Below are 17,278 nucleotides of genomic sequence, written 5' to 3'. Positions count from 1 at the left end.
CGTGCGAGGGGCAGTCCGAGGGACAATCGGGGGGCCATGAATGCCTCCCGTCAAGACTCCGCCGTCCCTGACTCGCTGCACCAGCCCCTGGCCGAGCGCCTGCGCCCGCGACGCTTGAGCGAGGTCATAGGCCAGCAGCACCTGCTGGGCGAGGGCATGGCGCTGCGCATCGCCTTCGAGTCGGGCCGACCGCACAGCTGCATCCTCTGGGGGCCGCCCGGCACGGGCAAGACCACCATCGCGCGCCTGATGGCCGACGCCTTCGACGCCCAGTTCATCGCCATCAGCGCGGTGCTGGGCGGCGTCAAGGACATCCGCGAGGCGGTGGAGCGCGCCGAGGCGGCGCGCAGCGGCCTGCACGCGCAGCGCACCATCGTCTTCGTCGACGAGGTGCACCGTTTCAACAAGAGCCAGCAGGACGCCTTCCTGCCGCATGTGGAAAGCGGCCTGTTCACCTTCATTGGCGCGACCACCGAGAACCCCTCGTTCGAGGTCAACTCGGCCCTGCTGTCGCGCGCTGCCGTCTACGTGCTGCAGCCGCTGTCGGAGGACGACCTGCGCCAGATCGTGGCGCGCGCCCAGGCCATAGGCGCGCTGCCGGCGCTGGAGGAGGCGGCGCTGGCGCGGCTGATCGCCTACGCCGACGGCGACGCGCGGCGCCTGCTCAACACGCTGGAGACCCTGGCCGTGGCGGCGGCGCGCGAGCGCATGGACCCGGTCACCGACGTCTGGCTGCTCAGGGTGCTGGGCGAGCGCATGCGCCGCTACGACAAGGGCGGCGAGCAGTTCTACGACACCATCAGCGCCCTGCACAAGTCGGTGCGCGGCTCCGACCCCGACGCCTCGCTCTACTGGTTCGTGCGCATGCTCGACGGCGGGGCCGATCCGCGCTACATGGCGCGGCGCCTGATCCGCATGGCCAGCGAGGACATCGGCCTGGCCGACCCGCGCGCCCTGCGCCTGGCGCTGGATGCGGCCGAGGTCTACGAGCGCCTGGGCTCGCCCGAGGGCGAGCTGGCGTTGGCCGAGTGCGTGGTCTACCTGGCCGTGGCGCCCAAGTCCAACGCCGTCTACAAGGCCTTCAACGAGGCCAAGGCCTTCGTCAAGAAGGATGGCACCCGTCCGGTGCCCATGCACCTGCGCAATGCGCCGACGAAACTGATGAAGGAGCTCGATTACGGCAAGGGCTACCGCTACGCGCACGACGAAGAAGGTGGTTTCGCCGCAGGCGAGCGCTACCTGCCCGAGGGCATGGCCGCGCCGGGCTTCTACCGGCCCGTGCCGCGCGGCCTGGAAATCCGCATAGCCGATAAGCTCGAGGAACTCAAGCGGCTGAACAATCAGAAATCCTAATGTAGTCCCAAGCCCGCTGATGCAGGTCCGGTTTCCAGGGTAAACCCCTGTCATTCCTTGGCTTTCAGGCGGCCGACCCTTGGCTACAATCGCCTGCTCAAACCCGCCCAAGTGTGTGCCCTGGCGGGTTTTTTGCTAGGTAGCTGTTCAGCTCACAAGGCCTGGATCGCTACAGCCATCGACCGATGGCGCGAAACAGGCACGAGCCGGTCACAAACACGGAGAACCAAGGTTATGGAAGTCTTGCTACAGCAGATCATCAACGGTCTGGTCCTGGGCAGCATGTACGCCCTCGTCGCGCTGGGCTACACGATGGTGTACGGCATCATCAACCTCATCAATTTTGCCCACGGAGAAGTCCTGATGGTCGGCGCGCTGACCAGCTGGAGCATCATCGGCCTGATGCAGGGGGCCATGCCGGGAGCGCCGGGCTGGGTCATCCTGATCCTGGCCATGGTCATCGCCTGCGCGGTGGCGGCGGCGCTCAATTTCGTGATCGAGAAGGTGGCCTACCGGCCGCTGCGCAACAGCCCCAAGCTGGCGCCGCTGATCACCGCCATCGGCATGAGCATCCTGCTGCAGACGCTGGCCATGATCGTCTGGAAGCCCAACTACAAGCCCTATCCCACGCTGCTGCCGAGCACGCCGTTCGACATCGCCGGCGCGGTGATCACGCCGACCCAGATCATGATCCTGGGCATGACCGCGGTCTCGCTGGCGGTGCTGATGTGGCTGGTCAACTACACCAAGCTGGGGCGCGCCATGCGCGCCACGGCCGAGAACCCGCGCGTGGCCGGCCTGATGGGCGTCAAGCCCGACATGGTGATCTCGGCCACCTTCATCATCGGCGCCATCCTGGCCACCATCGCCGGCATCATGTATGCGTCCAACTACGGCACGGTGCAGCACACCATGGGCTTCCTGCCCGGCCTCAAGGCCTTCACCGCCGCGGTGTTCGGCGGCATCGGCAACCTGGCCGGCGCGGTGGTCGGCGGCATCCTGCTGGGGCTGATCGAGTCGATCGGCTCGGGCTACATCGGCGCGCTCACGGGCGGCGTGCTGGGCAGCCACTACGCCGACATCTTCGCCTTCATCGTGCTGATCATCGTGCTCACGCTGCGGCCCTCGGGTCTGCTCGGCGAGCGCGTGGCGGACCGTGCCTGAGGCCGGCGGGAGAACACCATGAAACAGAACAAGACCTTCGTGCTGCTGGCCGCCGCCGGCCTGCTGATCCTGCCGCTGCTGCTGCAGGGCTTCGGCAACGCCTGGGTGCGCATCGCCGACGTGGCCCTGCTCTATGTGATGCTGGCCCTTGGCCTGAACATCGTGGTCGGCTACGCCGGCCTGCTGGACCTGGGCTACGTCGCCTTCTTCGCCGTCGGCGCCTACATGTTCGGACTGATGGCCTCGCCGCACCTGTCGGACACCTTCGCCGCCTTCGCAGCCATCTTCCCCAACGGCCTGCACACGCCGCTGTGGATCGTGATCCCGCTCGGCGCGGGCCTGGCCGGTTTCTTCGGCGTGTTGCTGGGCGCGCCCACGCTGAAGCTGCGCGGCGACTACCTGGCCATCGTGACGCTGGGCTTCGGCGAGATCATCCGCGTGTTCCTGAACAACCTGGACCACCCGGTCAACATCACCAACGGCCCCAAGGGCCTGAACCAGATCGACTCGATCAAGTTCTTCGGCTTCAACCTCGGCAAGCCGCTGAGCGTGGGCGGCTTTGAGCTGGCCTCGGTCACGCTCTACTACTACCTGTTCCTGGCCCTGGTGCTGCTCAGCGTGCTGATCTGCCACCGCCTGGAGGTCTCGCGCATCGGCCGCGCCTGGATGGCGATCCGCGAGGACGAGATCGCGGCCAAGGCCATGGGCATCAACACCCGCAACATGAAGCTGCTGGCCTTCGGCATGGGCGCCACCTTCGGCGGCGTCTCGGGCTCGATGTTCGGCGCCTTCCAGGGCTTCGTCTCGCCCGAGTCGTTCAGCCTGATGGAGTCGGTGATGATCGTCGCCATGGTGGTGCTGGGCGGCATCGGCCACCTGCCGGGCGTGATCCTGGGCGCCGTGCTGCTGGCGGCCCTGCCCGAGGTGCTGCGCTACGTGGCTGGCCCGCTGCAGGCCATGACCGACGGCCGGCTCGACGCCGCCATCCTGCGCCAGCTGCTGATCGCGCTGGCCATGATCGTCGTGATGCTGATGCGACCGCGCGGCCTGTGGCCCTCGCCCGAGCACGGCAAGGCCCTGCGCGCCGTCAAGTAAGGAGAGCACCATGGCAGACACCGTATTGAAAGTGGCCGGCATCTCCAAGCGCTTCGGCGGCCTGCAGGCCCTGAGCGACGTGGGCATCAGCATCGAGCGCGGCCAGGTCTATGGCCTGATCGGCCCCAACGGCGCGGGCAAGACCACGTTCTTCAACGTGATCACCGGCCTGTACACGCCCGACAGCGGCAGCTTCGAGCTGGCCGGCAAACCCTACCAGCCCACGGCCGTGCACGAGGTGGCCAAGGCCGGCATCGCGCGCACCTTCCAGAACATCCGCCTGTTCGCCGAGATGACGGCACTGGAGAACGTGATGGTGGGGCGCCACATCCGCACCGGCTCGGGCCTGCTGGGCGCGATCTTCCGCACTTCCGGCTTCAAGGCCGAGGAGGCCGCGATCGCCCAGCGCGCGCGCGAGCTGCTCGACTACGTGGGCATAGGCAAGTACGCCGACTACAAGGCGCGTACCCTGAGCTACGGCGACCAGCGCCGCCTGGAGATCGCGCGCGCCCTGGCCACCGACCCGCAGCTGATCGCACTGGACGAGCCGGCCGCCGGCATGAACGCCACCGAGAAGGTGTTGCTGCGCCAGCTGATCGACCAGATCCGCAAGGACAACCGCACCATTTTGCTGATCGAGCACGACGTCAAGCTGGTGATGGGCCTGTGCGACCGCGTCACCGTGCTCGACTACGGCAAGCAGATCGCCGAGGGCACGCCGGCGGACGTGCAGAAGAACGAAAAAGTGATCGAGGCCTACCTGGGCACGGGAGGACATTGAGATGGCAGACACACTCCTGAAAGTCAAGGGCCTGAAGGTCGCCTACGGCGGCATCCAGGCCGTCAAGGGCGTCGATTTCGAGGTGCGCGAGGGCGAGCTGGTCTCGCTGATCGGCTCCAACGGCGCCGGCAAGACCACCACCATGAAGGCCATCACCGGCACGCTGGCGATCCATGAGGGCGACATCGAGTACCTGGGCAAAAGCATCAAGGGCCAGGGCCCCTGGGACTTGGTCAAGCAGGGCCTGGCCATGGTGCCGGAAGGCCGCGGCGTGTTCACGCGCATGACCATTACCGAGAACCTGCAGATGGGCGCCTACATCCGCTCGGACCGGGCCGGCATCGCCAGCGACATCGAGAAGGTGTTCACCATCTTCCCGCGCCTGCGCGAGCGCAAGGACCAGCTGGCAGGCACGATGTCGGGCGGCGAGCAGCAGATGCTGGCCATGGGCCGCGCGCTGATGAGCCGGCCCAAGGTGCTGCTGCTGGACGAACCCTCGATGGGCCTGTCGCCGATCATGGTGGACAAGATCTTCGAGGTCGTGAAAGACGTCTACGCCCAGGGCGTGACCATCCTGCTGGTCGAGCAGAACGCCAGCCGCGCGCTGGCCATCGCCGACCGCGGCTACGTCATGGACTCGGGCCTGATCACCATGAACGGCGCGGGCAAGGAGATGCTGAGCGACCCCAAGGTGCGCGCCGCCTACCTCGGCGAGTGAAGAGCGTGGGGGCGATCAGGCCGGCGCCGGGCCGCCCCAAGCCGGTCTGGGCCCCCTCGGGGCCGGGCCGAAGCGTGATGCCTCGGAACGTGCATAGCGCAGGCCCAGCATGGGCTCGCTACGCTGTACAGCTTCGCGCACGGACGCTGCGCGAGCCCAGCGAGGACACGCAGTGCCGAGCGTGGGGGCGACTTCAGTTCCGCGCGTGCTCGAGCTGGTAGGTCTGCACCCCCTCGAGGACGCTCAGCTCCTGGCTCAGCTCGGTGAGCGAGGCGCCGCGGTTGCGGCCCAGGGCGACGGCGATGAAGCACCACTCCGGCTGGCCGTCCGCGTAGCGGATGGAGAACGAGCCGGAGGCGACCTCGTAGCCGCGCCCCAGGGCCATCTGCCGCAGCCGTCCGAGATCGGGCACGAAGCCGGGCATGAATTTCACGGTGACCGAGACGGCATGGCGTGAGGGCAGCAGCCGCTCCAGCCGCGACACGCCCGTCATGCAGCCGGCCGACAGCAAGGCCACGAGGATGGCCGCGAAGTAGAAGCCCAGCCCCACCAGCACGCCTATGCCCGAGGCTGCCCAGATCGAGGCGGCCGTGGTCAGGCCGCTGATGCTGAGCCCCACCCTCATGATGATGCCGGCCCCCAGGAAGCCTACGCCGGTCACGATGCCCTGGATCACGCGGGTCGGGTCGGCCGCCGACACCGCGGCGCTGCCGCCGAACCAGAAGTCCGGATAGCCGGCCGCCACGGTGAGCGCCGACGAGGTCATGCAGACCAGTCCGTAGGTGCGCATACCGGCTGCGCGTCCGTGGTAGAAGCGCTCGTAGCCGACCAGCAGCCCCAGCAGCAAGGCCCCCAGCACGTTGAAGAACACCACAAGATTGGTGCCGAGCTCGCTGTTCGACCAGTAGGCCATGAGCGCGGGGAGTGACAGCGGGTTCATTGCGGCGTCCATGGCGGCGTCCGATTCAGTCCACGCGGGCCCCGCTGGCCTTGACCAGCTTCTCGTACTTGGCGAGCTCGCTCTTCATGAAGGCGCCGAACTGCTCGGGCGTGGTCGGCACCGGCTCGGCCAGCAGGGCGGCGAAGCGGGTGCGGGTCTCGGGCGCCTGCAGGGCGGCGACGAAGGCCTGGTTCAGCCGCGCCAGCGTCTCCTTGGGCGTGGCGGCCGGCGCGACCAGGCCCCACCAGGTGTCGATGGCGAAGCCCTTGAGCGTCTCGGCCACGGCCGGCACCTCGGGCAGGGCCGGGCTGCGCTGTGCCGTGGTCACGGCCAGGGCCTTGAGCTTGCCGCTTCGGATGTTGGGCGCGGCGGTGGCCAGGTTGTCGAAGTTGAAGTCGACCTGGCCCGACAGCAGGGCCAGCTGGGCCGGGTTGCCGCCGTTGTAGGGGATGTGCAGCGCGAAGATGCCGGCGTCGCGCTTGAACATCTCGCCGGCCAGGTGGCCGGCGCTGCCGTTGCCGCCCGAGCCGTAATTGAGCTGCGCCGGGTGGGTCTTGGCGTAGGCGATCAGGTCGGCCAGGGTCTGGATCTTCAGGCGCTGCGCGGTCTCGGCGTTCATCACCAGCACGTTGGGCACGCGCAGCATCTGCGTGATGGGCGCGAAATCGCGCGCCGCGTCGTAGGGCATGCGGCCGAACAGCCAGGGGTTGATGGCGTGCGTGGCCACGGCCGCGATGCCTATGGTCAGCCCATCGGGCGCGGCCTTGGCGACCGCGTCGGCGCCGATGTTGCCGCCCGCGCCGGGGCGGTTCTCGATCACCACCGTGCCCAGCGTGTCCCTGACCCGCTCGGCCAGTGCACGCGCGGTCACGTCGATCGGCCCGCCGGCGGCATAAGGCACGATCAGGCGTATGGTCCGCGCCTGCGCGGCGACCAGGGGGCAGGCGAGGGCGGCCGAGGCCGCAGCGGCGGAGGCGATAAGGGTTCTGCGTTTCATGGCGCCTATTGTGTGCGCAAACCCTGGACAGCCGCGCAACGGACGCGCAGGGCAGGCCTGATCGGGGCGTTCCGTCGAACTTGTTTGCCTATATGTCATTGTTGGTGTTTAATTTGTCGGCGTCAGTTTTGTTTACAAAATTAAAGCTCTGTCACGAGCGGGAGGAGACGTGATGAAGGGGTGCAGTTTCCGGCGGCCCGGGCTGGGCGTTCTGGGGCGTCTGTCGGGCTGGGCGCTGGCATGGGGGATGTTCTGCGGCGCGGCCCAGGCCGAGCCGCTGCGCGTGGCGGGCAATTTCCCGGTCGACCATTCCAGCAGCGTGGCGATGGCGCAGTTCAAGCAGGATGTGGAGAAGGCGGGCGGCGGGGCGCTGCAGCTCGAGTTGTACCCGGCGATGAAGCTGGGCAGCGCCAAGGACAACGTCGACCAGGTGCGCGGCGGCGCCATCTTCATGACCTGGATTCCCCCGGCCTACCTGTCGGCCGGCATCCCGGAGCTCAGCGCGCTGAGCATTCCCTTCGCCTTTGCCGACCGCCAGGCGGCCTTCCGCGTGGTGGACGGCAAGGTCGGCCACCTGCTGGCCGACAAGCTTGCCGCCAAGGGGCTGGTGCTGCTGGGCTTCATGGAACTGGGGCCGCGCCAGCTGACCAGCGGCCCGCGGCCTATCCGTTCGCTGGCCGACCTGCAGGGGCTGAAGCTGCGCCTGCAGCCCGACGAGATCCACATGGCGACCTTCCGCGCGCTGGGCGCGCAGCCGGTGGCGATCGACGTCAAGGAGCTCTACGGCGCGCTGGAGAGCGGGGCCGTGGAGGCCCAGGAGAACCCGTTCTCGGTGATAAGGCAGCGCAACCTGGACAAGGTCCAGAAATACCTGGCCAACACCTCGCATTTCTTCGACTTCATCCTGCTGCTGGCCAACCGCAAGCAGTTCGATGCCCTGCGGCCCGAACAGCAGAAGATCGTGCGCGAGGCCGCGGCCAAGGCGGTCTATGCCCAGCGCATCGCGGCGGCGGCCGAGGACATAGGCGCCATCGTCGAGCTGGCGAACCGCGGCATGGTGCTCGAGCCGGTGCGCCCCTCCTTCCGCGCCGACCTGAGGCGCGCCACCCAGGGGGTGGTCGACAGCGTGCGCCAGAAAGCCGGCGCGCAGCTGGTCGACGCGGTGCTGAACCCGGGGTCCTGAGGCTGATGGGCGGTCTGCGCCATGGGTGCGGCGCTATGCGCCGTGCTTGTCTGCTTCCGAGGTGAAGGCGTCGGCGTAGAACTCCTCGGCCGGCAGGCCGGCCTGGGCCACGTAGTCGGCGTGGGCCGAGTCGACCACGATGGGGGCGCCGCAGGCGTAGACCTGGTGGCCCGAGAGGTCGGGGAAGTCCTGCAGCACCGCCTGGTGAACGAAACCGGTGCGGCCCTGCCAGCCGTCCTCCGGCAGCGCGTCCGAGACCACCGGCACGTAGCGCAGGTTGGGCATCTCGGCGAGCTTGGCCTGGACCCAGTCGTCCATGTACAGGTCGCCGGGGCGGCGGCCGCCCCAGTAGAGCCAGGCGGGTCGGGCGCTGCCCTGCTGCTGCAGGTGCTCGATGATGGCCTTGATCGGCGCGAAGCCGGTGCCCGAGGCCAGCAGGACGATGGGCTTGTCGGACTCCTCGCGCAGGTAGAAGCCGCCGTAGGGCCCCTCGACGCGCAGGATGTCCTTTTCCTTCATGGCGCCGAACACATGGTCGGTGAACTTGCCGCCGGGCATGTGGCGTATGTGCAGCTCCACGAAGGGCGCGGGCGTGGTGCCGCCGGCGGGCAGCTGCATCAGCAGGTGAGGCGCGTTGGCCATGCTGTAGCTGCGGCGCGCGCCGTCGCGCAGGATGAACTCGATGTACTGGCCGGCGTGGTAGCGCAGCACGTCGTTGGCCGGCAGCTGCAGCCGCAGCAGCATCACGTCGCCCGACTTCTTCTCCAGCGCCGCGACGCGGGCCGGCATCTTCTTGATCGGGTAGGCGCTCTCGTCGGTGACCTGGCGCGACTCCAGCACCACGTCGCTGGTCGGCACGGCGCAGCAGGTCAGCACATAGCCCTGGGCCTCCTCGTCGGCCGACAGGGCCTTGCTCTGGTGCGGGCCATGCACCACGCTGCCCTCGAGCTTCTTGCACTTGCAGGAGCCGCAGGCGCCGTCCTTGCAGCCATAGGGCAGGCCTATGCCCTGGCGTATGCCGGCGGCCAGGATGGCCTCGTCGGGGTCGGTGGTGAAGCTGCGGCCGCTGGGCTGTACGCTGATGTTGAAGCTCATGTTTTGGTTATCCTCGGGGGATCGCTGTCTGATGCCAATCCCCGATTTTGCCTTCAAACCAAAGCCCTCTAGGCGCTCTGCCTGCGCGCTTTCGCCGTGAGCGCGTGCTGATCGTCGGCTGCGGCGACGTGGGCCTGCGCGTGGCGCGCCAGCTGCTGCCGCGCGTGCGCCTGATCGCCCTCAGCTCCTCGCCCGAGCGCCTGCCGGCGCTGCGCGCCCAGGGCCTCACGCCGCTGCGCGGCGACCTCGACCGGCCCGCCAGCCTGGCCCGCCTGGCCGGCCTGGCCACGCGGGTGCTGCACCTGGCCCCGCCACCGGGCGAGCAGCCGGGCGGCTGGTGGCGCGATCCGCGCACGCTGGCGCTGGCGCGCACGCTGCGCCGGCGCACGCCGCCGCGGGCCCTGGTCTACGGCTCGACCAGCGGGGTCTATGGCGACTGCGGCGGCGCCTGGGTCGACGAGACGCGCCAGGTGGCGCCGCGCACGCCGCGCGCCCAGCGCCGGGTCGACGCCGAGCGCCTGGTGCGCCATCTGGGGCGCGGCGGCGTGCGCGCCAGCATCCTGCGCATTCCCGGCATCTACGCCGCCGATCGCGAAGGCGGCACGCCGCGCGAGCGCCTGCTCAAGGGCACGCCGGTGCTCGAGGCGGCCGACGACGTCTACACCAACCACATCCACGCCGACGACCTGGCGCGCGCCTGTATCGCCGCGCTCTGGCGCGGCCAGCCGCAACGCGTCTACAACGTGAACGACGACAGCCAGCTGCTGATGGGCGACTATTTCGACCTGGCGGCCGACCTGTACAGCCTGCCGCGTCCGCCGCGCCTGCCGCGCAGCACGGCCCAGGACGCGCTGCCCCTGGTGCTGCTGAGCTTCATGAGCGAGTCGCGCCGCATGGACAACCGGCGCCTGAAGCAGGCGCTGCGCGTGTCCCTGCATTACCCCACGGTGGCCAGCGGATTGCTGGCCGGGGGCTGAGCGCGCGTGCCGGGTGGCGGGCTGGGCCTCAGATGCCGGGCGCCTTGCTCAGGCTGTTCATGCGATCCACGGCCTTGAGCACCAGGGTGCGGATCTCGGCGCCCTGCAGCACCGTCAGCGTGACCTCGCCGGCGGGGTCCGGGCGGTCCCAGAGCTTCTTGTAGAAGGTCTCCAGCGTGGCCACGGTGACGCCGTCGACCGCCAGCACCACGTCGCCGGTCTTGAGGCCTGCCTGCTGGGCCGGGCTGCCCTGGCTGACGCGCAGCACCTGGACGCGGCCGCTCTGCTCGCTGGAACTCAGGCCCAGCCAGGGCCGGTGGCTGAGGTGGCTGCTGCCGGTCTGCTGCAGCTCGGCCAGGATGGGCTTGAGCAGGTCCACCGGCACGAACATGTTGCCGGGCAGGCGCCGGTTCTCGCCGGTCGCGTCCAGCAGCAGCAGGCTGCCTATGCCCAGCAGCTCGCCGCGGTCGTTGAACAGCGAGGCGCCGCTGTGGTTGTCGATCGGCGGGCTGGTGAACAGGGCCTGGTCGATGTGGTATTCCCAGTAGCCGGAAAAAGCGCGCTTGCCGATCAGCCGCGTCATGGTCACGTCGCCCTCGTCACCTCCGGTGGCGGTCATCAGCAGCTCGCCCGGCTTCACGCTGTGCAGGCTGCCCAGCGGCACGGGGCGGATGCCGCGCAGCGGCAGCAGCGGGCGCAGCAGGCCGAAGCCGGTGGCCAGGTCGTAGGCCACGGCGCGCGCCGGCAGGGTCTTCTGTTCCTGGGTGACGATCTCTATGGTCTCGGCCTCGAGCATCAGGTAGCCTATGGTCAGGATCAGGCCGTCCGGGCCGATCACCACGCCGGAGCCGGTACGCTGTCGGCCCAGGGTTTCGATGGAGGGCGCGTCCTCGGCGGCCATGACCTGTACGCCGACCACGGCGGCATTGGCCCGGCTCAGGGCATTGATCACGCTTTGCGGCTCCTGCTGCTGCGGAGGGCTGGCCGCCAGGGCCGGCATAAGCCCCATCCATGCCGCTGCGAGCAGCATCCGGAAGCAGTGCAGTGGGCGCATGGCGATCTCCCCACGTGGCGCAATGAGCCACAGCCACAGAATGCGCCTAAATCAATCCCGATGCAACAGCATGGGTACAAGGCGGGCAAGAAAAAACCCGCGTGAAGCGGGTTTGCGTCTGGTGCCCGGGGCCGGAATCGAACCGGCACGCCTTGCGGCGGGGGATTTTGAGTCCCCTGCGTCTACCAATTTCACCACCCGGGCAGGGAGGAAGGAGTAATCGGAAATTATGGCACAGTGCTGCCTATGAACTATCCGACGATTGAAGACGCGATTGGAAAGACGCCGCTGGTGGCCCTGCAGCGCATGGGCGCGGCCGACAATGCCGCGCGCGGCAACGTGATCCTGGGCAAGCTCGAAGGCAACAACCCGGCCGGCTCGGTCAAGGACCGGCCCGCGCTGTCCATGATCCAGCGCGCCCAGGAGCGCGGCGAGATCAAGCCCGGCGACACGCTGATCGAGGCGACCTCGGGCAACACCGGCATCGCGCTGGCCATGGCGGCGGCGATCAAGGGTTACCGCATGGTGCTGATCATGCCCGAGGACCTCTCGGTCGAGCGCGCCCAGACCATGAAGGCCTTCGGCGCCGAGCTCATCCTCACGCCCAAGAGCGGCGGCATGGAGTACGCGCGCGACCTGGCCGAGAACATGGCCAAGCAGGGCAAGGGCCGCGTGCTCGACCAGTTCGCCAATCCCGACAACCCGCGCGTGCACTACGAGACCACCGGCCCCGAGATCTGGGAGCAGACCGGCGGGAGCATCACGCATTTCGTCAGCGCCATGGGCACCACCGGCACCATCACCGGGGTCTCGCGCTTCCTGAAGGAGCGCAACCCGGCGATCCGTATCGTCGGCGCCCAGCCCAGCGAGGGCTCGCGCATCCCCGGCATACGCAAGTGGCCGGCCGAGTACATGCCCAGGATCTACGACGCGCGCGCGGTGGACGAGCTGGTGCTGGTGAGCCAGGACGACGCCGAGGAGACCTGCCGCCAGCTCGCGCGCGAGGAGGGCATCTTCGCCGGCATCTCGGCCGCGGGCGCCCTCTGGGTCGCGCAGCAGCTGGCCAAGACCTTGGAGAACGCCACCATCGTCTTCGTGGTCTGCGACCGCGGCGACCGCTATCTGTCGACCGGCGTGTTCCCGGCCTGAGCGCCACTATGTCGCACGAATTCCGGTTCTGCCCGAGCTGCACGGCGCCGCTGGCCTGGGTCACCCAGCTGGAGGACGGCGGCGAGCGCGAACGCCTGCGCTGCCCGGCCTGCGGCTACACGCACTGGAACAACCCGACGCCGGTGCTGGCCGCGGTCGTGGAGTACGAGGGGCGGGTGCTGCTGGCGCGCAACGCCGCCTGGTCCGGGCGCATGTTCGCGCTGATCACCGGCTTCATGGAGGCCGGCGAGACGCCCGAGGACGGCATCGCTCGCGAGGTCAAGGAAGAGACCAACCTCGAGGTGCATGCGCTCGAGCTGATCGGCGTCTACGATTTCCAGCGCATGAACCAGGTCATCATCGCCTACCATGCGCGGGCTTCGGGCGAGATCCGCCTCTCGCCCGAACTGGTGGAATACCGGCTTTACGCGCCCGAGGCCGTCAAATGCTGGCCTTCGGGCACCGGCCATGCGCTGGCCGACTGGCTGCGCAGGCGCGGCCACGAGCCGCAGTACATGGAGTGGCCGCGCGCCTGAGCGTGGCCCAAGGAATTGGGAATTTTCTGATGAACGTCGACAAGGAACTCGATGCGCGCGGCCTGAACTGCCCGCTGCCCATCCTCAAGGCCAAGAAGGCCCTGGCCGAGATGACGAGCGGCCAGCTGCTGCGCGTGCTGGCCACGGACGCGGGCTCGCTGCGCGACTTCCAGGCCTTTGCCAAGCAGACCGGCAACGAGCTGCTCGAGCAGCAGACCGTGGGCGCCGAGTTCATCCACATCCTGCGCCGCCGCTGAGGGGCGGAACGCCCCTCGTCGGTGACATTCAGAGCGCGAGCGTCTTCAGGTAGTCGCGAAAGCTCGCGCCGACCTGGGGGTGCTGCAGGGCCAGCTCCACCGTGGCTTCCAGGAAGCCTTCCTTGCTGCCGCAGTCGTAGCGCTTGCCCTCGTACTGGAAGGCATACACCGCCTCGTGGCCCATCAGGCGCGCGATCGCGTCGGTGAGCTGGATCTCGCCGCCCACGCCCGTGGGCTGGTTGCGGATCTCGTCGAACACCCCCGGCGTGAGGATGTAGCGGCCGGCCACGGCCATACGCGAGGGCGCCTGCTCGGGCGCGGGCTTCTCGACGATCTTTTCCAGGCGCATCAGCTGGCGGCCGGCCGGTTCGCCGGCGCAGATGCCGTAGCGGCGCACCTGGTCGGCCGGCACTTCCTGCACCGCCAGCACCGAGCGCCCCTGCTGGCGGAACGCGGCGGCCATCTGGGCCAGCACCGGCTGGCCGCCGCGGGGGCCGACCATGAGGTCGTCGGCCAGCAGCACGGCAAAGGGCTCGCGCCCGACCAGGGGCTCGGCGCAGAGCACGGCATGGCCCAGGCCCAGCGAACGCGGCTGGCGCACGTAGGCACAGACCATGTCGTCGGGCTGCACCGAGCGCACTAGCGCCAGCAGCTCGTCCTTGTGCGCGGCCTCGAGCTCGCTTTCCAGCTCGTAGGCGGTGTCGAAATGGTCCTCGATGGCGCGCTTGCTGCGCCCGGTGACGAAGATCATGTGGCGTATGCCGGCGGCGTAGGCCTCCTCGACCGCGTACTGGATCAGCGGCTTGTCGACCACCGGCAGCATCTCCTTGGGCGCGGCCTTGGTTGCCGGCAGGAAGCGCGTGCCTAGCCCGGCGACGGGGAAGACGGCCTTGCGGATCGGGGGCTGGGCGTTCATGAAAGGTTTCCTCCTCTGTGGTGCCTGCGATGGATTGTTTTCAGGTGATCTGCTCGAGGCGCGTGAGCTGGACCTGCACCGTGGTCAGGGTCGCGGTGAAGTCGTCCACGCGCTTTCGTTCCTGCGCGATCACGGCCGGCGGCGCCTTGGCCACGAAAGCCTGGTTGGCCAGCTTGCCCTCGGCCTTGGTGATCTCTGTCTGCAGGCGCGCGGCCTCCTTGGACAGGCGCGCTTTCTCGGCTGCGACGTCGATCGCGATGAACAGGCACAGGCGCGCCTCGCCGACCACGGCCACAGGCGCGGCTTGCGCCGCCGCGGCCCAGCTGGCCTCGTCGGCGAAGACCTTGACCTCGCTGAGCTTGGCCAGGGCCTGCAGCACCGGCGCGGCGGCCTGCATGAAGGCCTGGTCGCCCAGCACGTACATCGGCAGCCGCGTGGCGGGCGAGACGTTCATCTCGCCGCGCAGGTTGCGGCAGGCGTCGACCAGGGTCTTGAGCTTGGCCACATGGGCCTCGGCCGCGGGGTCTATGCGCTGGTCCTGGCTGACCGGGTAGGCAGCGATGCTGACCGATTCGCCGCTGCGCCCCGCGACGGGTGCGACCTTCTGCCAGAGCTCCTCGGTGATGAAGGGGATGACGGGGTGGGCCAGGCGCAGTATGGTCTCGAGCGTGCGGATCAGGGTGCGGCGGGTGGCGCGCTGCTGCGCGGCGTCGCCGGTGTTGATCTGCACCTTGGCGATCTCGAGGTACCAGTCGCAGAACTCGTTCCAGACGAAGTCGTAGATCGCGTTTGCCACGTTGTCCAGGCGGTACTCGGCGAAGCCCTTGGCCACCTCGGCCTCCACGCGCTGCAGCTGCGAGACGATCCAGCGGTCGGCCGGCGAGAAGTCGAGGTAGCCGCCCCCAGCGGCGCGGTCAGCGCCGCTGTCCGAGGACCCGCATTCCTCGGCGCCGTGTTCGGCCAGGCCGCAGTCCTGGCCCTCGCAGTTCATCAGCACGAAGCGCGTGGCGTTCCAGAGCTTGTTGCAGAAGTTGCGGTAGCCCTCGCTGCGCTTGCTGTCGAAGTTGATGCTGCGGCCCAGGCTGGCCAGGGCGGCGAAGGTGAAGCGCAGGGCGTCGGCGCCGTAGGCCGGGATGCCTTCGGGGAATTCCTTCTCGGTGGCCTTGCGCACCTGGGGCGCGGTCTCGGGCTTGCGCAGGCCGGTGGTGCGCTTGTCGAGCAGGGGCGCGAGCGCGATGCCGTCGATCAGGTCCACCGGGTCCAGCACGTTGCCCTCGGACTTGCTCATCTTCTTGCCCTGGGCGTCGCGCACCAGGCCGTGGATGTAGACATGGCGGAACGGCACGCGGCCCGTGAAGTGGGTGGTCATCATGATCATCCGGGCGACCCAGAAGAAGATGATGTCGTAGCCGGTGACCAGCACGCTGGAGGGCAGGTAGAGGTCGTAGTCCTTGGTCGCCGAGCCGTCTTCCAGGGCCTCGGGCCAGCCTAGTGTGGAGAAGGGAACCAGCGCCGAGGAGTACCAGGTGTCGAGCACGTCGGGGTCGCGCGTGAGCTGCTTGCCCGGCGACACCTTGTCCGCTTGCGCCTGGGCCTCGGCCTCGTTGCGCGCCACGTAGACCTGGCCCTGCTCGTCGTACCAGGCAGGGATCTGGTGGCCCCACCAGAGCTGGCGCGAGATGCACCAGTCCTGGATGTTGTTCATCCACTGGTTGTAGGTGTTGACCCAGTTCTCGGGCACGAAGCTGACCTGGCCCGAGGCCACGGCGTCGATGGCCTTCTGCGCGATGGAGCGGGTGTCGCTGACCTGGTCCCCGGCGCCGGCCCCCCCGGGGGGCAGCGAACCACGCGCAGCGGGGAGCGTGGGGGCCTTGTTCATGGCGACGAACCACTGGTCGGTCAGCATGGGCTCGACCACCTGGCCGGTGCGCGCGCAGCGCGGCACCATGAGCTTGTGCTTTTTGACCTCGACCATCAGGCCCACGGCCTCGAGGTCGGCCACCACCGCCTTGCGCGCCACGAAGCGGTCCAGGCCGCGGTATTTCTCGGGCGCGTTGTCGTTGACGGCCGCGTCCAGGGTCAGCACGCCGATGATGGGCAGCTGGTGGCGCTGGCCCACGGCGTAGTCGTTCACGTCGTGCGCCGGCGTGACCTTGACCACGCCGGTGCCGAAGGCCTTGTCCACGTAGGCGTCGGCGATCACCGGGATCTCGCGCCCGCACAGCGGCAGCTTCACGTACTGGCCGATCAGGTGTTTGTAGCGCTCGTCCTCGGGATGCACCATCACCGCCACGTCGCCCAGCATGGTCTCGGGGCGGGTGGTCGCCACCGTCAGGTGGCCCTGGCCGTTGACCAGCGGGTAGGCGATGTGCCAGAGGAAGCCTTCCTCCTCCTCGCTTTCCACCTCGAGGTCGGACACGGCGGTTTTCAGTACCGGGTCCCAGTTGACCAGGCGCTTGCCGCGGTAGATCAGGCCCTGCTGGTAGAGCTGCACGAAGGTCTCCGCCACCACCTTGGACAGCTTGTCGTCCATGGTGAAGTACTCGCGGCTCCAGTCCACGCTGTCGCCCATGCGGCGCATCTGGGTGGTGATGGTGTTGCCCGACTGCTCCTTCCACTCCCAGACCTTGGCGACGAAGTTCTTGCGCGCCTCGGCCGGGGTCGGCCCCATGTCGTGGCGGCTGATGCCCTGGGCCTGGAGCTGGCGCTCGACCACGATCTGGGTGGCGATGCCGGCGTGGTCGGTGCCGGGGATCCAGGCCGTGTTGAAGCCCATCATGCGGTGGTAGCGCGTGAGGCTGTCCATGATGGTCTGGTTGAAGGCGTGGCCCATGTGCAGGGTGCCGGTCACGTTGGGCGGCGGCAGCTGGATGGCGAACGCCGGTGCGCCGGCCTGGGGCGCCTGGCTGCCGCGGAAGCCCGCCACGCCGTAGCCGCGCCTTTCCCACTCGGGGCCCCAGTGGGCTTCGAGGGCGGCGGGTTCGAAGGACTTGGACAGGGACGCGAGGCCGGGTTGCTGGACGGTGTCGGACATGGGAAACCCAAAACGGAAAACGGAATGAA

General features: G+C 68.7%; 16 protein-coding genes and 1 tRNA gene. 10 read left to right on the top strand and 7 right to left on the bottom strand.

Translation table 11 applies throughout. The features are described 5' to 3' along the window. Positions 1 to 36 precede the first annotated feature (36 nt). The 5 genes from FFS10_RS12825 (at position 37) to FFS10_RS12805 (ending at position 5,111) form a co-directional block, all read left to right on the top strand. Positions 37 to 1,353: a replication-associated recombination protein A gene (locus FFS10_RS12825; protein ID WP_137894860.1), complete on the top strand. Its 1,317-nt coding sequence runs from the start codon at positions 37 to 39 to the stop codon at positions 1,351 to 1,353. A 234-nt stretch (positions 1,354 to 1,587) separates the two neighbouring features. Next, a complete protein-coding gene (locus tag FFS10_RS12820) occupies positions 1,588 to 2,517 on the top strand; it encodes a branched-chain amino acid ABC transporter permease (RefSeq protein ID WP_137894859.1) in 930 nt (309 codons plus the stop codon). Between the two features lie 18 nt (positions 2,518 to 2,535). Beyond that, entirely contained in the window at positions 2,536 to 3,612 is a 1,077-nt protein-coding gene (locus FFS10_RS12815) for an ABC transporter permease subunit (protein WP_137894858.1), read from the top strand. A 10-nt stretch (positions 3,613 to 3,622) separates the two neighbouring features. Then, positions 3,623 to 4,393 carry an ABC transporter ATP-binding protein gene (locus FFS10_RS12810; RefSeq protein ID WP_137894857.1) on the top strand — a complete coding sequence of 257 codons (771 nt, stop codon included), beginning with the start codon at positions 3,623 to 3,625 and terminating at the stop codon, positions 4,391 to 4,393. A gap of 1 nt (position 4,394) precedes the next feature. Next, a complete protein-coding gene (locus FFS10_RS12805; RefSeq protein ID WP_137894856.1) occupies positions 4,395 to 5,111 on the top strand; it encodes an ABC transporter ATP-binding protein in 717 nt (238 codons plus the stop codon). A 193-nt stretch (positions 5,112 to 5,304) separates the two neighbouring features. Here FFS10_RS12805 and FFS10_RS12800 read toward each other — a convergent pair whose 3' ends face one another. After that, the gene (locus FFS10_RS12800) at positions 5,305 to 6,063 is read right to left on the bottom strand and encodes an MgtC/SapB family protein (protein ID WP_249931279.1); all 759 of its coding nucleotides are present in this window, start codon (positions 6,061 to 6,063) and stop codon (positions 5,305 to 5,307) included. A 13-nt stretch (positions 6,064 to 6,076) separates the two neighbouring features. Further along, positions 6,077 to 7,048 carry a Bug family tripartite tricarboxylate transporter substrate binding protein gene (locus tag FFS10_RS12795; protein ID WP_137894855.1) on the bottom strand — a complete coding sequence of 324 codons (972 nt, stop codon included), beginning with the start codon at positions 7,046 to 7,048 and terminating at the stop codon, positions 6,077 to 6,079. A 172-nt stretch (positions 7,049 to 7,220) separates the two neighbouring features. On the opposite strand from FFS10_RS12795, the gene FFS10_RS12790 reads away from it, so the two are divergent. After that, complete coding sequence (locus tag FFS10_RS12790) at positions 7,221 to 8,231, top strand: TRAP transporter substrate-binding protein (RefSeq protein ID WP_137894854.1); 1,011 nt, start codon at positions 7,221 to 7,223, stop codon at positions 8,229 to 8,231. Positions 8,232 to 8,264: 33 nt separating this feature from the next. Here the strand turns inward: FFS10_RS12790 and FFS10_RS12785 are convergent, their stop codons facing one another. Then, positions 8,265 to 9,326, bottom strand: coding sequence for a CDP-6-deoxy-delta-3,4-glucoseen reductase (locus tag FFS10_RS12785; protein WP_137894853.1), 1,062 nt, complete (start codon positions 9,324 to 9,326; stop codon positions 8,265 to 8,267). A 47-nt stretch (positions 9,327 to 9,373) separates the two neighbouring features. Here FFS10_RS12785 and FFS10_RS12780 point away from each other — a divergent pair, with 47 nt between their 5' ends. After that, complete coding sequence (locus FFS10_RS12780) at positions 9,374 to 10,303, top strand: SDR family oxidoreductase (protein ID WP_137894852.1); 930 nt, start codon at positions 9,374 to 9,376, stop codon at positions 10,301 to 10,303. A gap of 28 nt (positions 10,304 to 10,331) precedes the next feature. Here the strand turns inward: FFS10_RS12780 and FFS10_RS12775 are convergent, their stop codons facing one another. Then, a complete protein-coding gene (locus FFS10_RS12775; RefSeq protein ID WP_249931278.1) occupies positions 10,332 to 11,357 on the bottom strand; it encodes a S1C family serine protease in 1,026 nt (341 codons plus the stop codon). A gap of 119 nt (positions 11,358 to 11,476) precedes the next feature. After that, positions 11,477 to 11,561: transfer RNA gene (locus FFS10_RS12770), tRNA-Leu, on the bottom strand. A 42-nt stretch (positions 11,562 to 11,603) separates the two neighbouring features. Between FFS10_RS12770 and cysM the strand changes: the two genes are divergently transcribed. Genes cysM through FFS10_RS12755 form a run of 3 tightly spaced genes read left to right on the top strand, consistent with a single transcriptional unit; the run spans position 11,604 to position 13,299 of the window. Continuing rightward, positions 11,604 to 12,506: a cysteine synthase CysM gene (gene cysM, locus FFS10_RS12765; protein WP_137894851.1), complete on the top strand. Its 903-nt coding sequence runs from the start codon at positions 11,604 to 11,606 to the stop codon at positions 12,504 to 12,506. 8 nt (positions 12,507 to 12,514) lie between these two features. Further along, positions 12,515 to 13,042 (top strand): NUDIX hydrolase, encoded by a 528-nt coding sequence (locus FFS10_RS12760; RefSeq protein ID WP_137894850.1) that lies wholly within the window; start codon positions 12,515 to 12,517, stop codon positions 13,040 to 13,042. Between the two features lie 29 nt (positions 13,043 to 13,071). Continuing rightward, complete coding sequence (locus FFS10_RS12755) at positions 13,072 to 13,299, top strand: sulfurtransferase TusA family protein (RefSeq protein WP_137894849.1); 228 nt, start codon at positions 13,072 to 13,074, stop codon at positions 13,297 to 13,299. A 28-nt stretch (positions 13,300 to 13,327) separates the two neighbouring features. Here FFS10_RS12755 and galU read toward each other — a convergent pair whose 3' ends face one another. Further along, positions 13,328 to 14,215: a UTP--glucose-1-phosphate uridylyltransferase GalU gene (galU, locus tag FFS10_RS12750; RefSeq protein ID WP_137894848.1), complete on the bottom strand. Its 888-nt coding sequence runs from the start codon at positions 14,213 to 14,215 to the stop codon at positions 13,328 to 13,330. Between the two features lie 40 nt (positions 14,216 to 14,255). Beyond that, positions 14,256 to 17,249 carry a valine--tRNA ligase gene (locus tag FFS10_RS12745; protein ID WP_137894847.1) on the bottom strand — a complete coding sequence of 998 codons (2,994 nt, stop codon included), beginning with the start codon at positions 17,247 to 17,249 and terminating at the stop codon, positions 14,256 to 14,258. Positions 17,250 to 17,278 lie beyond the last annotated feature (29 nt).

The organism is Ramlibacter sp. 2FC, from assembly GCF_005503345.1.
Lineage (GTDB): Bacteria > Pseudomonadota > Gammaproteobacteria > Burkholderiales > Burkholderiaceae_C > SCMQ01.
Note: the sequence above shows the minus strand (reverse complement) of the source record. Positions and strands in the feature narration are given on the sequence as shown.

Bases quoted from the DNA above. Each gene is read 5' to 3' on its own strand.
- FFS10_RS12745 (WP_137894847.1), bottom strand. From the start codon at position 17,249: ATGTCCGACACCGTCCAGCAACCCGGCCTCGCGTCCCTGTCCAAGTCC.
- galU (WP_137894848.1), bottom strand. From the start codon at position 14,215: ATGAACGCCCAGCCCCCGATCCGCAAGGCCGTCTTCCCCGTCGCCGGG.
- cysM (WP_137894851.1), top strand. From the start codon at position 11,604: ATGAACTATCCGACGATTGAAGACGCGATTGGAAAGACGCCGCTGGTG.
- FFS10_RS12825 (WP_137894860.1), top strand. From the start codon at position 37: ATGAATGCCTCCCGTCAAGACTCCGCCGTCCCTGACTCGCTGCACCAG.
- FFS10_RS12810 (WP_137894857.1), top strand. From the start codon at position 3,623: ATGGCAGACACCGTATTGAAAGTGGCCGGCATCTCCAAGCGCTTCGGC.
- FFS10_RS12795 (WP_137894855.1), bottom strand. From the start codon at position 7,048: ATGAAACGCAGAACCCTTATCGCCTCCGCCGCTGCGGCCTCGGCCGCC.
- FFS10_RS12815 (WP_137894858.1), top strand. From the start codon at position 2,536: ATGAAACAGAACAAGACCTTCGTGCTGCTGGCCGCCGCCGGCCTGCTG.
- FFS10_RS12820 (WP_137894859.1), top strand. From the start codon at position 1,588: ATGGAAGTCTTGCTACAGCAGATCATCAACGGTCTGGTCCTGGGCAGC.
- FFS10_RS12800 (WP_249931279.1), bottom strand. From the start codon at position 6,063: ATGGACGCCGCAATGAACCCGCTGTCACTCCCCGCGCTCATGGCCTAC.
- FFS10_RS12760 (WP_137894850.1), top strand. From the start codon at position 12,515: ATGTCGCACGAATTCCGGTTCTGCCCGAGCTGCACGGCGCCGCTGGCC.
- FFS10_RS12775 (WP_249931278.1), bottom strand. From the start codon at position 11,357: ATGCGCCCACTGCACTGCTTCCGGATGCTGCTCGCAGCGGCATGGATG.
- FFS10_RS12785 (WP_137894853.1), bottom strand. From the start codon at position 9,326: ATGAGCTTCAACATCAGCGTACAGCCCAGCGGCCGCAGCTTCACCACC.
- FFS10_RS12790 (WP_137894854.1), top strand. From the start codon at position 7,221: ATGAAGGGGTGCAGTTTCCGGCGGCCCGGGCTGGGCGTTCTGGGGCGT.
- FFS10_RS12755 (WP_137894849.1), top strand. From the start codon at position 13,072: ATGAACGTCGACAAGGAACTCGATGCGCGCGGCCTGAACTGCCCGCTG.
- FFS10_RS12805 (WP_137894856.1), top strand. From the start codon at position 4,395: ATGGCAGACACACTCCTGAAAGTCAAGGGCCTGAAGGTCGCCTACGGC.